The sequence below is a fragment of the Rhodoferax sp. genome (genome assembly GCF_028688795.1).
GTDB lineage: Bacteria > Pseudomonadota > Gammaproteobacteria > Burkholderiales > Burkholderiaceae_C > Rhodoferax.
The window spans coordinates 175025-189573 of the sequence record NZ_JAQTXM010000003.1 but is presented as its reverse complement, the minus strand read 5'-3'; the positions used below and the strand labels follow the sequence as shown (position 1 = coordinate 189573).

20 protein-coding genes are annotated in these 14549 nt (G+C 58.0%); 2 read left to right on the top strand and 18 right to left on the bottom strand.

Features of this window, described 5'->3' with window-relative positions; genetic code table 11:
- Positions 1–10 precede the first annotated feature (10 nt).
- Positions 11–625: a ubiquinol-cytochrome c reductase iron-sulfur subunit gene (gene petA, locus PHQ58_RS03845; protein WP_300107142.1), complete on the bottom strand. Its 615-nt coding sequence runs from the start codon at positions 623–625 to the stop codon at positions 11–13.
- Positions 626–800: 175 nt separating this feature from the next.
- Here petA and mscL point away from each other — a divergent pair, with 175 nt between their 5' ends.
- Positions 801–1232: a large conductance mechanosensitive channel protein MscL gene (gene mscL, locus PHQ58_RS03840; RefSeq protein WP_300107139.1), complete on the top strand. Its 432-nt coding sequence runs from the start codon at positions 801–803 to the stop codon at positions 1230–1232.
- 46 nt (positions 1233–1278) lie between these two features.
- Here the strand turns inward: mscL and pdxA are convergent, their stop codons facing one another.
- The 3 genes from pdxA to PHQ58_RS03825 are packed head-to-tail and all read right to left on the bottom strand — an operon-like array spanning position 1279 to position 3558.
- Positions 1279–2364 carry a 4-hydroxythreonine-4-phosphate dehydrogenase PdxA gene (gene pdxA / locus PHQ58_RS03835; RefSeq protein WP_300107137.1) on the bottom strand — a complete coding sequence of 362 codons (1086 nt, stop codon included), beginning with the start codon at positions 2362–2364 and terminating at the stop codon, positions 1279–1281.
- A gap of 1 nt (position 2365) precedes the next feature.
- Complete coding sequence (locus tag PHQ58_RS03830) at positions 2366–3127, bottom strand: Nif3-like dinuclear metal center hexameric protein (RefSeq protein WP_300107292.1); 762 nt, start codon at positions 3125–3127, stop codon at positions 2366–2368.
- Between the two features lie 53 nt (positions 3128–3180).
- Positions 3181–3558: a hypothetical protein gene (locus PHQ58_RS03825; RefSeq protein WP_300107134.1), complete on the bottom strand. Its 378-nt coding sequence runs from the start codon at positions 3556–3558 to the stop codon at positions 3181–3183.
- Between the two features lie 82 nt (positions 3559–3640).
- Between PHQ58_RS03825 and PHQ58_RS03820 the strand changes: the two genes are divergently transcribed.
- Positions 3641–4783 carry a trypsin-like peptidase domain-containing protein gene (locus PHQ58_RS03820; protein WP_300107131.1) on the top strand — a complete coding sequence of 381 codons (1143 nt, stop codon included), beginning with the start codon at positions 3641–3643 and terminating at the stop codon, positions 4781–4783.
- A 60-nt stretch (positions 4784–4843) separates the two neighbouring features.
- On the opposite strand, the gene tatC is transcribed toward PHQ58_RS03820, so the two are convergent.
- The 14 genes from tatC to hisG form a co-directional block, all read right to left on the bottom strand.
- On the bottom strand, positions 4844–5641 hold the full coding sequence (tatC, locus tag PHQ58_RS03815) for a twin-arginine translocase subunit TatC (RefSeq protein WP_300107129.1): 798 nt from the start codon (positions 5639–5641) through the stop codon (positions 4844–4846).
- On the bottom strand, positions 5641–6114 hold the full coding sequence (gene tatB / locus PHQ58_RS03810) for a Sec-independent protein translocase protein TatB (protein WP_300107126.1): 474 nt from the start codon (positions 6112–6114) through the stop codon (positions 5641–5643). Before tatB ends, tatC begins: the two co-directional genes overlap by 1 nt.
- A gap of 42 nt (positions 6115–6156) precedes the next feature.
- Positions 6157–6396: a Sec-independent protein translocase subunit TatA gene (gene tatA, locus PHQ58_RS03805; protein WP_300107123.1), complete on the bottom strand. Its 240-nt coding sequence runs from the start codon at positions 6394–6396 to the stop codon at positions 6157–6159.
- Between the two features lie 69 nt (positions 6397–6465).
- Complete coding sequence (locus PHQ58_RS03800) at positions 6466–6840, bottom strand: histidine triad nucleotide-binding protein (protein WP_300107120.1); 375 nt, start codon at positions 6838–6840, stop codon at positions 6466–6468.
- Positions 6837–7274 carry a hypothetical protein gene (locus PHQ58_RS03795; protein ID WP_300107117.1) on the bottom strand — a complete coding sequence of 146 codons (438 nt, stop codon included), beginning with the start codon at positions 7272–7274 and terminating at the stop codon, positions 6837–6839. Before PHQ58_RS03795 ends, PHQ58_RS03800 begins: the two co-directional genes overlap by 4 nt.
- Positions 7271–7663 (bottom strand): phosphoribosyl-ATP diphosphatase, encoded by a 393-nt coding sequence (locus PHQ58_RS03790; RefSeq protein WP_300107114.1) that lies wholly within the window; start codon positions 7661–7663, stop codon positions 7271–7273. The genes PHQ58_RS03795 and PHQ58_RS03790 overlap by 4 nt, the downstream gene beginning before the upstream one ends.
- Entirely contained in the window at positions 7663–8055 is a 393-nt protein-coding gene (gene hisI, locus PHQ58_RS03785) for a phosphoribosyl-AMP cyclohydrolase (protein ID WP_300107289.1), read from the bottom strand. The genes PHQ58_RS03790 and hisI overlap by 1 nt, the downstream gene beginning before the upstream one ends.
- Before the next feature lie 145 nt (positions 8056–8200).
- On the bottom strand, positions 8201–9001 hold the full coding sequence (hisF, locus tag PHQ58_RS03780) for an imidazole glycerol phosphate synthase subunit HisF (protein WP_300107112.1): 801 nt from the start codon (positions 8999–9001) through the stop codon (positions 8201–8203).
- On the bottom strand, positions 9001–9741 hold the full coding sequence (hisA, locus tag PHQ58_RS03775; RefSeq protein ID WP_300107109.1) for a 1-(5-phosphoribosyl)-5-[(5-phosphoribosylamino)methylideneamino]imidazole-4-carboxamide isomerase: 741 nt from the start codon (positions 9739–9741) through the stop codon (positions 9001–9003). The genes hisF and hisA overlap by 1 nt, the downstream gene beginning before the upstream one ends.
- A 140-nt stretch (positions 9742–9881) precedes the next feature.
- Positions 9882–10565, bottom strand: a complete 684-nt coding sequence (gene hisH / locus PHQ58_RS03770; protein WP_300107106.1) for an imidazole glycerol phosphate synthase subunit HisH — start codon at positions 10563–10565, stop codon at positions 9882–9884.
- Between the two features lie 51 nt (positions 10566–10616).
- Positions 10617–11255 (bottom strand): imidazoleglycerol-phosphate dehydratase HisB, encoded by a 639-nt coding sequence (gene hisB, locus PHQ58_RS03765; RefSeq protein ID WP_300107103.1) that lies wholly within the window; start codon positions 11253–11255, stop codon positions 10617–10619.
- Entirely contained in the window at positions 11252–12361 is a 1110-nt protein-coding gene (hisC, locus tag PHQ58_RS03760) for a histidinol-phosphate transaminase (RefSeq protein WP_300107100.1), read from the bottom strand. Before hisC ends, hisB begins: the two co-directional genes overlap by 4 nt.
- Before the next feature lie 98 nt (positions 12362–12459).
- Entirely contained in the window at positions 12460–13779 is a 1320-nt protein-coding gene (gene hisD / locus PHQ58_RS03755; RefSeq protein ID WP_300107097.1) for a histidinol dehydrogenase, read from the bottom strand.
- A gap of 17 nt (positions 13780–13796) precedes the next feature.
- Complete coding sequence (hisG, locus tag PHQ58_RS03750) at positions 13797–14435, bottom strand: ATP phosphoribosyltransferase (protein ID WP_300107094.1); 639 nt, start codon at positions 14433–14435, stop codon at positions 13797–13799.
- Positions 14436–14549 lie beyond the last annotated feature (114 nt).

The following is a 14549-nucleotide window of genomic DNA, read 5'->3' as shown; positions in this document are numbered from 1 at the left end:
TTATTGATCCTTAGGCTTTTTTATCGTCACCAATGAGCAGCTTGGTGTCCGAGAGGTACATGTGCGGCGGCACTTCGAGGTTGTCTGGCGCCGGCTTGTTTTTGTAGACACGGCCGGCCAAATCGAAGGTGGAGCCATGACAAGGACAGAAAAAACCACCCTGCCAATCGTCAGGCAGTGATGGCTGAGGACCCGAAGTGAACTTGTCAGACGGCGAACAGCCCAAGTGCGTGCAGATGCCCACCAGCACTGAATATTCAGGTTTGATCGAGCGCGTGGCGTTACGCGCATAAGCAGGTGCCTGATCATTTGGCTTGCGCGTTGAATTGGGGTCAACCAATTGACTGTCGAGTTTTGGCAAGGCAGCAAGCATCTCGGGCGTGCGGCGCACGATCCAGACGGGTTTGCCGCGCCACTCCACCGTCATTTTTTCGCCGGGCTTAAGCGCCGAAATATCGGCCTCCACCGCGGCGCCAGCGGCCTTGGCACGCTCGGAAGGTTGAAATGAACTGACAAACGGGACTGCCGCGGCAAGCCCACCAGCTGCACCGGCGCATCCTGATGCGATCAGCCAAGTTCGTTTACTGGAGTCGATAGAGCCGCTTTCGGCGAGAGTTTCACTCATGAGATTCCTCAATGATAAAGTCCACTACAGGTTTTAGCCTTGGATTGTAGCTGAGGCACTTTGTCACAAAAGTCATACAAACCGACGCGCGATGCCAACAATAGGCGGGCAAAGCCCACATATGACGCCATACTTACATCCTCTTAATATTTCGACTTAAAGGAGCGAACGAGCCATGAGCATGATGACTGAATTCAAGGAGTTTGCCGTCAAGGGCAATGTGATGGATCTCGCCGTAGGCGTGATCATTGGTGGCGCATTTGGCAAGATAGTTGACTCGGTGGTGAGCGACCTGATCATGCCCATTGTGGGTGCCATTTTTGGCAAGCTGGATTTTTCCAGTCTGTTTGTCGCGCTGGCTCAAGCCCCCGAAGGCACTGCCAGAACACTGGATGCCTTGAAAAAAGCCGGTGTACCTGTGTTTGCCTATGGCAACTTCATCACGGTGGCCGTTAACTTTGCCATATTGGCTTTCATCATCTTCATCATGGTCAAACAAATCAACCGCCTGAAAAAGGAAGCCCCGACACCCCCACCCGCTGCGCCAACTGCACCGGCTGAAGATGTGTTGTTACTGCGTGAAATTCGCGACAGCCTGAAAAAATAATTTCAATAGCAATGTACGCTTACTAAGTAAGGGCTAGAAGCGTATTTCACAACAAAACTTTGGCAGCACAAAGTTGCCGCGCCATGCGTATCGCGGCGACCAGACTGGACGCATCGGCGATGCCCTTGCCGGCAATGTCAAACGCAGTGCCGTGATCCGGGCTGGTGCGTGTCAAAGGCAAACCCAGCGTCACATTCACTCCTTTATCTACGCCCAGGTATTTGACAGGAATCAAGCCCTGGTCGTGGTACATCGCCAACACCACGTCAAACTCACCCGGCTGACTGCCCTTGGCTCGTGCCCGCATGAACACGGTGTCGGGCGCCAACGGGTCACTGGCCATTACGCCTTGAACTCGCGCTGCAACAACGGCTGGCAAGATCACCTCAAGCTCTTCTCGCCCAAACAAGCCACCCTCGCCTGCATGGGGATTCAAGCCAGCCACGCCGATTTTTGGCGCGCGCCCCAAAACAGCTTGCAACGCATGATGCGTGATCAGCAAGGTTTGCAACACGTTGTCGAAAGTGACGGCAGCCAACGCGTCGCGCAGAGACACATGGATACTGACAAGCACCACGCGTAACTCGTCATTGGCCAGCATCATGCGCACCGGCAGTTGCGCCACCGATGTGTGGCTGTGCGACGCTGCCAGCGCCTGCAAAAGTTCGGTATGGCCAGGAAAACTGGCCAGCCAATCGCCAGCCATTGAGAGTGCCGCCTTGTTCAAAGGGGCCGTTACCAGGGCAGCCACCTCGCCACGCAGCGCTGCGTTGGCGGCCCACACCACACAGTCACCTGCGATTTGGCCGGCGCGCGCACTCAACTGGCCAAACGGTACGGGCTCGGCGTCTGCTGGCACAACCAAGTCGATCGGCAGCAAGGGGATGCACTGCGGCGGGCAGTGCAACGCCTCTTCCGCATGGTTCAACACCGCCACCGGTAGCGGCACCCCGTGACCGGCAACCACGGCCGCGGCGCGGCGCAGCGTCGCAACGTCGCCCACCACGAAACAGCCCTTGGTGTCAGCGGGTGAGTCTCTGAACGCCTTGGCGATGATCTCCGGGCCAATGCCTGCGGCATCGCCCATGGTGATGGCAATAGGCAACGCTTGCGGGTTTGTAGATGCAGTCATGTCAGGCGGGGTTGTCAATGTCTATGAATTCGTGTGCCAGCCCGAATTGGGCGGCCACGTGGGCGGCTGCGGCTGGCGCGCCATAACGCTCACTGGCATGGTGGCCGCAGGCAATGTAGGCCACACCACATTCGCGGGCAATGTGCGCCTGCGGCTCTGATAGTTCGCCGGTGATGAAGGCGTCAGCCCCTGCGGCAATGGCAGCCTCAAAATAGGTCTGCGCACCACCACTGCACCATGCTATCTTTTTAATAGCTTTTTGCGCATTATTTACAAGGGATACAGGCCTATTTAATACAAATGCCACATGGTCAGCCAAAAGCTGCGCGCCATCAAACGCAGTCCCGTCGATGCGTTCCCCCAAGCAACCGAGGTCTTGCTCGCCAAAGCGCGATTGCACGATCAGACCCAACTGAAGCCCCAGCTGGGCGTTGTTACCCAGCTCAGGGTGGGCGTCCAACGGCAAATGGTAGGCAAACAGGTTGATGTCATGCGCCAGCAATAGGGCCAGGCGCTGCTTCATCCAGCCGGTGACTCGGCCATCTTGCCCTCGCCAGAACAGGCCGTGGTGGACAAAAATGGCGCCGGCGTTGGCCGCAATTGCTGCCTCAATCAAGGCGCGGCTGGCGGTGACGCCGGAGACAATCTTTTGCACCGTGGCACAGCCCTCCACTTGCAAGCCATTGGGGCCGAAATCTCGAAAACGCTCGGGCTGCAGCAATGTGTCAAACGCAGCCAGCAGGTCAGTTCTTTGGGTCATCAGGGGGCTCTCAAGTGGCGTCAGTCAATGCTAAGAGGGATCAAGGGGATAGCGGGTCACGCCCCGAAAGCTTGGGAGTCAGGCGCACGCTCAGGTCTTGACACATCACAATCACAACCCACACCGGCAGCCACCCAGCGCCGCGCCAATCGCGCCAGCAGCCAAGCCAGCGCTGGCACGGCTCCATGCAATAAAACCGGCATACGCGCACGTAACACCTCTGGCGCAGAAGTAATGGCGCCACAACGGTACTGCCGGCTGTCAGCCTGCCAGCGCAAGGCCAGGCAGGCCCCGCTGCGCCGCCCAGAGAGCAGCACACCCAAGGGACAAGGCTCCATCAAACAGCACACGCCGCAGCCATTACACGGCGCACCCAAGGGGGGTTTGAGGGGCGCTTCACGCTCAACATGAAGGGTGACTGTGAACTTGGGCATTGATTTATTGATCAGAGACCTACAATTTAACGCTCAACGCGCAGTTTCTTCCACCTAAATAGGCCAATTTTTGGCATTGTCCATGAAACGTTTCTGGTTGTTGTTTTCTCAGTCGGTCACTGTCTTGTTGGCAGCGTATTTTGTTGTCGGCACGCTCAAACCTGGCTGGCTGGACATGAAGGTCGTCCGCTCTGGCATGGTGGCGGTAATTGAAGCACCCGCTGCCACACCGGGTATGGTGCCACCCGGCAGCTTCAGGCTGGCGGCGCAAAAGTCATCACTGGCGGTGGTCAGCATCAACACCAGCAAAAACGCCCGGCAAGGCCCGCACGGGGATGATCCCTGGTTCAAGTTCTTTTTTGGCGAACAGCAAAACCAACCCCAGGTGGGCTTGGGCAGTGGCGTGATTGTCAGCCCTGACGGTTACATCCTGACCAACAACCATGTGGTGGAAAACGCCGATGAAATCGAGGTGATCCTCAATGACAGCCGCCATGCCCGTGCCAAGGTCATAGGCACCGACCCGGATGCGGACTTGGCCGTGCTGAAGATTGAGTTGGATCGCTTGCCCGTCATCGTGCTGGGCAACTCCGACAGCCTGCAAGTGGGCGACCAGGTGCTGGCCATTGGCAACCCATTTGGCGTGGGCCAAACCGTGACCAGCGGCATCGTGAGTGCCCTGGGGCGCAACCAGCTGGGCATCAACACCTTTGAGAACTTCATCCAGACCGATGCCGCCATCAACCCGGGCAACTCGGGTGGCGCATTGGTTGACACCAACGGCAATCTGCTGGGCATCAACACCGCCATTTATTCTCGCTCGGGTGGCAGCATGGGCATTGGCTTTGCCATCCCGGTGTCCACCGCAAAACTGGTGCTGGAAGGCATTGTGAAAGATGGTCGCGTCACGCGTGGCTGGATCGGGGTGGAGCCGAGCGAACTCACACCTGAGCTGGCGCAAACCTTTGGCGTAGCCGCAGAACAGGGCGTGATCATCACCGGTGTCTTACAAAACGGCCCGGCCGCGCTAGCAGGCATGAAACCGGGCGATGTGGTCACCGGCGTGGCAGGCCATGATGTCCACAACGTGGCCGAGTTGCTGACCCAAGTGGCATCGCTCAAGCCTGGCACAGTCACACCGTTTGACGTGCAGCGGGCAGATGGCAAAACCAAACTGCAGGTGACACCGGGTGTGCGGCCAAAACCACGTCAACCGGCCCAGTAATTCTATTGTTTGTTATTTTGATAGCGCCCCGCGCTTGCTTCACGGGGGCTACAGGCTGATTTAGCTTGAACTTTCGCTGGTTTCAGCGGTATCTTCCGGTGCCTTAGTGTGCTTGATGAATATCTGTGCCGCCCAGATACCGACCTCATACAAAGCAACCATGGGAATCGCCAGCGCAAGCTGCGACACCACGTCAGGCGGCGTCACGATGGCGGCAATGATGAAGGCCAGCACCACAAAATAACCACGGAATTCCTTGAGCTTTTCGATGCTGAAAATGTTCATTCGGGCCAACACCACCACCACGACCGGCACCTCAAAGGCCATGCCAAAGGCCAAAAACATCGACAGCACAAAACCCAGATAGGCCTCGATGTCAGGCGACGCGGTGATGCTCTTGGGGGCAAAGCTCTGGATGAAGGCAAACACCCGCCCAAAAACAAAGAAATAACAAAAGGCAACGCCGGTGAAAAATAGCACCGTGCTCGACACCACCAGTGGCATCACGAGCTTTTTCTCATGCGAATACAGCCCGGGCGCCACAAACGCCCACAACTGGTAAAGCACCACGGGCAAGGCGATCATGAAGGACGCCATCAACAACACTTTGAGCGGCACCATGAAGGGCGAAATCACCGAAGTGGCGATCAACGTCGCGCCGGCGGGCAAATGCGCCACCAGTGGCGCGGCCATCAAATCGTACAACGCTCCTGGCCCCGGATAAATGCCCAGCCCAATGGCCACCACGGCGATGGCCAGCACCGCCTTGACCAGGCGGTCGCGCAATTCAACAAGGTGGGCCACAAACGGCTGCTCGGTACCGGCCAGCTCGTCGTCTTTTTTGGGGGAATCTGACATCAATTGAATTTGGTTGGCCGAAAGCGCGCCACGCGGGCAGCACCTGACAAGGCCCTGGTGCGCACACCTGCCCGGGCTTTGTACCAGTTGGGCGTGGCACCTTGTTTAAGGCGCCAGTTTTTCTTCGGGTGACGGTATTCTGGGGCCGCGTCAGACGATGACGGACGGTAGTCCGAAATGCCTTCAGAGGCCGTGCTGGTGGCTTCTGCCCATGATTTCTCGAAATCTGCGGAAGTGGTCTGAATCGACTGGCTCACGTCTTTGGCGGCGCTCTCGACCGAGTCTTTCATCTTCTTGAGCTCATCGAGCGCCATCGAACGATTGACTTCAGCCTTGACGTCAGACACATAGCGTTGCGCCTTGCCTATCAGGGTGCCGACCGTGCGTGCCACGCGCGGCAATTTTTCCGGGCCAATGACGATCAGCGCGACAGCACCAATCATGGCCAGCTTGGAGATGCCCAGATCAATCATGCAACACCTGCAACAACAGCCACCCTGAGCAACCGCCCGTCATCAGGACTTTTGCTTGGCTTCCACGTCGATCGTGGTTTTGTCGGCCGTAGCGGCGTTGGCCACCTGCGAAGCTGCTTCGGGTTTGTCTTCAGGCGTTGTGCCGCCTTCTTTCATGCCTTCTTTAAAGCCCTTGACCGCACCGCCGAGATCACCACCAAGGTTTTTGAGCTTTTTGGTGCCAAACACCATGATGACGATCAACAGAACGATCAACCAGTGCCAAATTGAAAATGAACCCATTTATGTTCTCCTAACGAATAAGTTGAATTTTATGCGGCAGACAGGCCTGTGCCGCCGCCCAAGCGAGAATTAACCCCGCAGCCAGGGACGCGGTCCACCCATCACATGCAAATGCAAATGGTGTACCTCTTGCCCACCTTCAACCCCAGTGTTGCACAAGGTGCGAAAACCGCCCTCTGGGTAAGGATTGCAGCCCTCCTGCAGGGCCAGCTTGGGGATCATCACCATCATGCGCCCCATCAACCCCGCGTGCTCATCTGTCAGCAGCGCCATAGAAGGAATGTGCAGCTTGGGAATGATCAAAAAATGCACCGGCGCCCACGGGTGAATGTCATGAAACGCATACAACTCGTCGTCTTGATAGACCAGCTTCGACGGGATTTTTCCGGCAATGATCTTGCAAAACAGGCAATCCGGATCGCTTTCAACAATGTGCTCAATCATGCGGCCATCTCCATCGGCAAACCTTTGTTCATGCGCACCATGCCAGACACGATGCGGTACAAAAACCAGACTGAAATCGCCAGCCAGGCGAACCAGCCGGGCAACAAAAATAACAGCCACAAAGGCGCGGTCACCGCATAAAGCAGCGCCGCGATGAGGACGGTGCGAATGCGCCACTTGAAATGTGACGCGTGCCAAGTACCAACCGCCTCGTCGCGTTTCACCAAGTCAATCACCAGCGCAATGACCAGCAGCAGCGGGCCAAACTGGCCACCCGGAATCAACGCCCCTACTGCCACGATCAAATGCAAGATGTAACTGACGGTGCCCCAGGCGTTCAAGCCGTTGAGGGTTTGAATGTCTAGCTCACGCGGGGCCTCAGTCGCATGGCCTTCGCCCGGTGCTTTAGGGCCGGTGGTGAAATCTTGGGTCATGCCGACTCCCCTTCAGATGGACTTGGATCGGCGCCCTGTTTGCGCTGCGCTTTTTCCTGCAAGCCACTGGTGCCCTCGCGGCGCTCCAGTTCGGCCAACACGTCTGCCGGGCTCAGTCCGTAATGCGCCAGCGCAATCATGCTGTGAAACCACAGGTCAGCGACTTCATAAACGATCTTTTTCGGGTCACCACCGTGGTCCGCGTCTTTGGCGGCCATCACCACTTCGGTGGCCTCTTCGCCAATTTTTTTCAGAAAGGCGTCAGGGCCTTTGTGCAGCAGGCGCGCCACGTAGCTGGCCTCGGGGTCACCACCGCGGGCAGGCAAGCGGGACGCAATCACCGCCGCCAGAGCAGCCAGGGAATCAGCAGAATTTTTTTCAGAGGGCATCAGGTTTTGTAAATGGTTTGCGGGTCTTTCAGGACCGGGTCAACAACTTTCCATGTGCCATTGTCATACACACTGTAAAAACAGCTGTGCCGACCGGTGTGACAAGCCAGTCCCGGCGTGTGGCCGGTTTGCGTGACCTTGAGCAAAATCACGTCCTGGTCGCAGTCCACACGAATTTCGTGCACGGTTTGCACGTGGCCGGATTCTTCACCCTTGAACCAAAGCTTGTTGCGTGAGCGGCTGAAATACACAGCCCGACCCAACTCGGCCGTTTTTTGCAGCGCCTCACGGTTCATCCACGCCATCATGAGGACGTCGTTTGAGCCCTGCTCTTGCGCAATCGCCGGAATCAGGCCTTGCGCGTCCCATTTAAGGGTGTCTAACCAGTTCATTGGCAAATATGCGTTCATGTTGGTTACTATAAATAATGTAGCTTCTAGCGCTTTATCCATAAGGGCTAGAGGCTTAAAAAGCAATATAGATACGAACCCCAGAGCCAGCACCCGACTGGTCGCCGTGGCCCTTGGGGTCGCTTTTTTAGATTCTCACCGGAACGCCGCGTTCAGCCATGCGCGCCTTGGCCTGCGCCACGGTGAATTCGCCATAGTGGAAGATGCTGGCGGCCAGCACGGCATCGGCATGGCCCAGCTGAATGCCGTCGACCAGATGGTCCAGGGTGCCTACGCCGCCGGAGGCAATCACCGGAACACTCACGGCGTCGCTCACGGCTCGGGTGAGTTCCAGATCGAACCCGGCCTTGGTGCCGTCACGGTCCATGCTGGTGAGTAGAATCTCGCCAGCGCCAAAGTCAGCCATCTGGCAGGCCCAGGCCAGCGCGTCCAAACCGGTGTTTTTGCGCCCGCCATGGCTGTATACATCCCAGCCCTCCCCCACCGTTTGGCCATGGGCATCCAGACGCAAGGTGTCTGCAGCACTGCGCCGTTTGGCATCAATCGCCACCACGATGCACTGAGCGCCATATTTACCCGACACCTCTCGAATCACCTGCGGGTTGGCCAATGCCGCCGAGTTGAAACTGGTTTTATCCGCCCCGGCATTGAGCAGGCGTCGCACGTCATCCACCGTGCGCACACCACCGCCCACAGTGAGCGGAATGAACACCTGAGAAGCCACGGCCTCGATGATGTGCAGAATCAGATCGCGCCCATCGCTGGTGGCGGTGATGTCCAAAAAAGTGAGCTCGTCGGCGCCCTGCTCGTTGTAGCGCGCGGCAATTTCCACCGGGTCACCGGCATCGCGCAACTCAACAAAGTTGACGCCTTTGACGACACGGCCACCGGTGACGTCAAGGCAGGGGATGATGCGTTTGGCGAGCATCAGCCGTTCAACTCATCAGCCCGCGCCTGCGCAGCTTCAAAATCGAGGTCGCCGCTGTAGATGGCACGGCCGCAGATGACGCCTTGAACGCCTTCCATTTCCACGGCGCACAGCGCTTCGATGTCGGCCATGTTGGACAGGCCACCGGAGGCAATCACGGGAATGGTCAGGGCTTGCGCCAGGCGCACAGTGGCTTCGACGTTGATGCCGCTGAGCATGCCGTCGCGGCCAATGTCGGTGTAGATGATGGATTCCACGCCATAGTCTTCAAACTTTTTGCCCAGGTCAACCACGTCATGGCGGGTCAGCTTGCTCCAGCCATCGGTGGCCACCTTGCCGTCTTTGGCGTCCAGGCCAACGATGATGTGGCCGCCAAATGCGGTGCAGGCATCTTGCAAAAAGCCGGGGTTTTTGACAGCTGCGGTGCCAATGATGACGTAACGCAAGCCGGCGTCCAGGTAACGCTCGATGGTGTCGAGGTCACGAATGCCACCACCCAACTGCACATCCACCTCGCTGCCAATGCTCTTGAGAATTTTGCGGATGGCCGCCTCGTTTTTTGGCTGGCCGGCAAAGGCGCCGTTCAAATCCACCAGGTGCACGCGCCGCGCGCCTTTGTCTACCCAACTGCGCGCCATCACGGAGGGCTCTTCGCTGAAGGTGGTGGAAAGGGTCATGTCACCTTGTTGCAGGCGCACGCAATGGCCGTCTTTAAGATCGATTGCAGGAATTAAAAGCATGATGCTCAGGGCTGGAGGTAATAAAACCGGGAAGGAAAATAGTCACAAACAAACGACACAGCCCACTCGGCAACAGGCGAGCGGTGTTTGCAAAAAAGGCGATGGAGCGACGGCGGTGCACATCGGGAAGAACAGCAGAGTCAGGGATTCCAGTGGAGGAAGTTGCGGTAAAGGCTCAGACCGTGGTCAGAACTTTTTTCTGGGTGGAATTGCGTGGCAAAAATATTATCACGTGCAATGGCACTTGAGAAGCGCTGGCCGTAATCGGTTTCCCCCACGCTGTGGCGCGCATCCGACGGTTTGGCATAGAAGCTGTGCACAAAGTAGAAGTAGCTGCCATCGGGCACGTCACCCCAAACCGGGTGAGGTGGGCCACCATGGTTGGCGCGCCAAACTTGGTTCCAGCCCATTTGCGGCACCTTGAAGCGGCTGCCGTCTTCTTGCAAGCGGCCGGCCAACTCAAACTTGATGACCTCGCCGTGGATCAGCCCCAGGCCAGCGGTGTTGCCCTCGGCGCTGTGGTCCAGCAGCATTTGCATGCCCACGCACACACCGAACAGCGGCTTTCTGGCTGCGGCTTCGAGCACCGAGGCTTGCAGGCCAGACTCGCGCAACTCGCGCATGCAGTCGGGCATGGCGCCTTGGCCGGGCAGCACAACGCGCTCAGAAGCACGCACCACCTCGGGGTCTTGGGTGATGACCACCTCAAAGCCGGTGCCTGCTGCAGCTGCCTGCACCGCTTGCGACACCGAACGCAGGTTGCCCATGCCGTAATCGACCACCGCCACGGTCTTGGGTCGACCGACATTTATTATTAAATTCATAGCTACTTACGCTTGATATATAAGGGCTAGAGGCCAATTTCTCATATAAAACTACAAAGAACCCTTGGTGGACGGAATTTGCCCCAGGGCGCGCGGGTCAAGCTCAAGCGCGGCGCGCAGGGCGCGGGCAAAAGCCTTGAACACGGTCTCGGCCTGGTGGTGGGCGTTGACGCCCTTGAGGTTGTCGATGTGCAGGGTGACCAGCGCATGGTTGACAAACCCCTGAAAAAATTCGTGCATCAGCTGGGTGTCAAAGGTGCCGATCATGCCGCTGGTAAACGGCACGTCCATCACCAAACCGGGGCGACCAGAAAAGTCAATCACGACCCTGCTCAGGGCTTCGTCCAGCGGCACGTAAGCGTGGCCGTAACGGCGAATGCCTTTTTTGTCACCCACCGCTTTGTAAACAGCCTGACCCAGCGTGATGCCAACGTCTTCCACGGTGTGGTGACCGTCAATGTGCAGGTCGCCCTCGGCATCAATGTCGAGGTCGATCAGGCCATGGCGGGCAATTTGATCCAACATGTGGTCAAAAAAACCAATGCCGGTGTGCAGGCGCGAGATGCCGGTGCCGTCCAGGTTGATGCGCACGGTGATGTTGGTCTCGGCCGTGTTGCGCTCCACCTCGGCGGTGCGGGCCGCACGCGTGGCGTGGCTGTCGGGCAATTCGGTCAAGGCAAAGTTGGTCATAACGAGGCTTCCAAGGCGGTCAACATCAGGTGGTTTTCAGTGGCGGTGCCTACGGTGAGGCGCAGGCACTGGTGAAGGCGTGGGTGCATTTTAGAAACGTTCTTGACCAGCACGCCGCGTGCAGCCATGCCGTCAAACGTTTTTTGCGCGTCGGGTACACGCACCAACAGCATGTTGGCCTGACTAGGGAAAGCGTGGACTTGGGGCAGCTTGGCCAAAGCTTCAAAAATCAGAGCACGCTGCGCACATACATCAAGCGCTTGAGCCTGAAACACCTCTTGATGTTCAAGCGCAAACAACGCCGCTTCGCAGTTCAGCACACTCACGTTGTAGGGTGGGCGCACCTTGTCAATTTCTGCCACCAGCACACTGGGGCCAATCAAATACCCAAGCCTGACACCGGCCAGACCAAACTTGCTCAAGGTGCGCAGCAGCAGCACATGGCGATGTCGGGTCAGGCGGTTCTGGTAGCTGTACGAAGCAAAGGGTTGGTAGGCCTCGTCCATCACCACCAAGCCACCCTGCTCACCTGCGGCCAGAATGATGTGCTCAATCGCCTCGTCGTTCCACAAATTAGCGGTCGGGTTGTTCGGATACGCCAGGTAGGTAATGGTGGGCTGGTGTTCAGCGATGGCGGCGAGCATGGCTGATGCGTCGAGCTCAAAGTCAGCCGTCAACGGCACACCGACAAAATCCAAACCTTGCAGCTGCGCGCTCATGGCGTACATCACAAAGCCCGGCACGGGGGCCAACACCACGGCTTTTTTGAAACCATTGGCTTCGCTGGGTGGCACGGCACAGGCCAGCGCCAGCATGCTTATGAGTTCGTCAGAGCCGTTGCCCAGCGTCAACGCAAAGCCTGCCGGCATCTGCGCGTAGCTGGCCAGCGCGTCGCGCAGGTCATTGACGCGACCCGCCGGGTAGCGGTTCAGCGCCAAAGCGCCCAGACGTTGGCCCAACTCGGCCTGCAGCGCGGGCGGCAAGCTGTGCGGGTTTTCCATGGCATCAAGCTTGACCATGCCGTGGGCGTCTTGCACCACATAAGCGTGCATGGCGCGCACGTCGGGGCGGATGCGGGAGATCACTGGCGCTTGCGATTCATTCAATGGATTGACCAATCAAAGGGTTCAGGTTCAACAGACGGGTCTTGCGCCATTGCTGCTTTTTGACAAGGCAACAAGGCAAGCGAAAAAACAGCAAATAGTCAGCCCTTTAGCCGCATCTCGGCAGCCCGGGCGTGTGCCTGCAGGCCTTCGCCATGCGCCAGCACCGAGGCGATCTGCCCCAGTATTTGTGCACCGGCTTCGCTGACTTCGATCAGGCTGCTGCGTTTTTGGAAATCGTAAACACCCAGGGGGGACGAAAAGCGTGCCGTGCCGCTGGTGGGCAACACATGGTTTGGGCCAGCGCAGTAGTCGCCCAGGGATTCGCTGGTGTAGGCACCCAGAAAGATGGCACCAGCATGCCGCAAAAGTGGCTCCCAGCGGTGCGGGTCACGGCTGCTCACCTCCAGATGTTCGGGTGCAATGCGGTTGCTGATCTCACAGGCCTCTTCCATGTTGCGCGTCAAAATTAAGGCGCCGCGACCATTGAGTGACTTGGCGATGATCTCGCGGCGCGGCATCTCCGGCAGCAGGCGATTGATGCTGGCCTGCACCTGGTCGATATAAGCGGCGTCGGGGCACAGCAAAATGCTTTGCGCCAGCTCGTCGTGCTCGGCCTGGCTGAACAAATCCATCGCCACCCAGTCGGGCGGAGTTGACGCATCAGCCAGCACCAGAATCTCGCTTGGGCCCGCAATCATGTCAATGCCGACGACACCAAACACGCGTTTTTTGGCGCTTGCCACATAGGCGTTGCCAGGGCCGGTGATTTTGTCAACCTTCGGCACCGTGGCAGTGCCATAGGCCAGCGCCGCCACGGCTTGCGCGCCACCAATGGTGAAGGCACGCGTCACGCCAGCCACGTAAGCAGCCGCCAGAACCAGCGCATTTTTTTCACCCTTGGGGGTTGGCACCACCATGATGATCTCGCCCACACCGGCCACGTGCGCGGGAATGGCGTTCATCAGAACGCTGCTGGGATAAGCCGCTTTGCCGCCGGGCACGTAAATGCCGACGCGGTCCAGTGGCGTGACTTTTTGACCGAGCAGCGTACCGTCTTCGTCGCGGTAGCTCCAGCTCTCGCCACTGGCTTTGCGCTGGGCCTCGTGGTAGCTGCGCACCCGGGCGGCGGCCGCTTGCAAGGCGTCGCGCTGCGCCGCAGGCAAGCCGTCAAAGGCCACCTTGAGCTCAACCTGGGTCAGTTCCAGTTCGACCATGCTGGACGCTTGCAGCCCGTCAAAACGCGCGGTGTAGTCCAGCACGGCGGCATCACCGCGATGTTGCACATCCGCCAGGATGTCGGCCACACGCTGTTCAATGTCAGCGTCGGTCTCGGCAGACCAATGCAAGCGCGCTTTGAAATCAGCATCAAATGTGCTGCTATCGGTTGACAAACGAGCGGGGGTAGCTACCAAATTCATAGTGTTTGTGATCCGATTTATTGGCCCACCGCCGACTCAAACGCGTCAATGATGCGGCGAATGGGGGCTTGCTTGAGCTTGAGCGCGGCCTGGTTCACCACCAGCCGTGAGCTGATGTCCATGATGTGCTCGACCTCGACTAGATGGTTGGCCTTGAGGGTGTTGCCGGTGGACACCAGATCAACGATCGCATCGGCCATGCCCACCAAGGGGGCAAGTTCCATGCTGCCGTAGAGCTTGATCAAATCAACGTGCACACCTTTGCTGGCAAAAAACTCTCTTGCGATCGCCACGTATTTGGTGGCCACGGTCAGGCGCGAGCCTTTTTTGACGGCATTGGCGTAGTCAAAGTCCGAGCGCACCGCCACGCTGATGCGGCACTTGGCAATTTGCAAATCCAGCGGCTGGTACAAACCATCGCTGCCGTGCTCCAGCAAGGTGTCTTTGCCGGTGATGCCCATGTCGGCGCCGCCATATTGCACATAGGTGGGCACGTCGGTGGCGCGCACCACCAGCACGCGCACGTCGGGCTGATTGGTGGTCAAAATCAATTTGCGCGAGGTTTCCGGGTCTTCCAGCACCTCAATGCCGGCAGCTTTGAGCAATGGCAGGGTTTCCTCGAAAATACGTCCCTTGGACAATGCAATAGTGATCATTTTGGCCTCTAGCCCTTATAGAATATGCGCAAGTAGCTATTATTTATATAGTATCCACAGCTTATTGAACGTGACCCAGGACTGGGGACGCAGGCGCAACAAGGCTGTAGTGTG